The organism is Flavobacterium branchiophilum NBRC 15030 = ATCC 35035 (assembly GCF_002217205.1).
Taxonomy (GTDB): Bacteria; Bacteroidota; Bacteroidia; order Flavobacteriales; family Flavobacteriaceae; genus Flavobacterium; species Flavobacterium branchiophilum.
Genome location: NZ_MUGT01000180.1, coordinates 1 through 1,238 on the forward strand (window position 1 = coordinate 1; position 1,238 = coordinate 1,238).

Consider the following 1,238-nt stretch of genomic DNA (forward strand, 5'->3'; position numbering starts at 1 on the left):
TTGCAAACCTCAAAGGTTTCCAAAACCTTTGAGGTTTGCAAATGGAATACTAGAAGGATTGCCCTTGGTAACACCTCCAAAAATGGCAACCTAGCCCCGACTGGAGTGGAAATCCTTTTTGTTTTTTCTTTAAAAACAAAAAGATTGTAGCGTAAGGCGGGAACTGCCCCTGCGTGGAAATGCCAAAAGTGGCTGCTGCTAATAACTTTTAGCACCTCCTTCAGTGTCTGGGGGGCTCTTATACTACTACCACCCCGACCATTTGGGAACATCAACGGCTTTAACAGATTATTTTGGTAATGCATACCAAATCAGAGATTCATCGAACTCCGCTGAAAAAAATACCAAAGTGAGATAATTTTTCTTAAATTTGCCTTTTGGAGAAATAAAATTCATCGAACACCGCTGAAAATAAACGCTTGTGAGATAGACAATGGCACAACAACTTGGCAACAACTATTATGTTTAACGGCAAGGAGCTAGACGACGAAACAGGGTTTTATTATTATGGAGCGAGGTATTATGACCCGAGGGTTTCGATTTTTCAATCAACAGACCAAATGGCTGAAAAATATCCAAATGTTAATCCTTATGCTTACTGTTTTCAAAATCCAATAAATTTAATCGATCCTAGTGGAATGGAGCCAGATGATCCTCCAGCCAAAAACATCTACATTGTCTTAGATTATAATGCAAATATAAAGTCAGGTGACAAGAATAGAGAAACTATTGAGTTTCAAGGTATGGAAAAAGAGGGTTGGCATGGTATATATGCAAGTGATATAAAAGATGCATCTAATCAACTTTCTAGTTATTTAGGTAATACTAAGGCTAACAACGTAGTATTAGAAACTCATGGAGGTCATCAAGATTATACGAATTCGAATGGCGAAGTGACTAGAACAGGTACATATTTTTCAACAGATAATAATAATGGACAAATTATCAATGATTTAGATTTAAAAAAATCAATTGAAGGAAGTAATACAAAAAATCAATCTGATGTTAGTGCACTGCTTAGTATTGTTAATAGTATAAATGAAGGAGGTAATTTTTATTTACAATCTTGTAATACTGCTGATAGTGATAACTTTTTAAATAATTTAGGAACTTTAACAGGAAATAGTATTAATTTATTTGGTTCAACTGAGTTTTGTGGACCTCGTTTTCAATTAAACAAGTCAAATGAATCGCATGCTGTTTATAAACCAGGTAGTAATGGTACTGGTCTAGCCCCC

1 protein-coding gene is annotated in these 1,238 nt (G+C 35.4%); it reads left to right on the forward strand.

The window, feature by feature from the left end:
- Positions 1-446 precede the first annotated feature (446 nt).
- On the forward strand, positions 447-1,238 hold a 792-nt coding region (locus B0A58_RS15465), incomplete at its 3' end, for an RHS repeat-associated core domain-containing protein (RefSeq protein ID WP_243389517.1).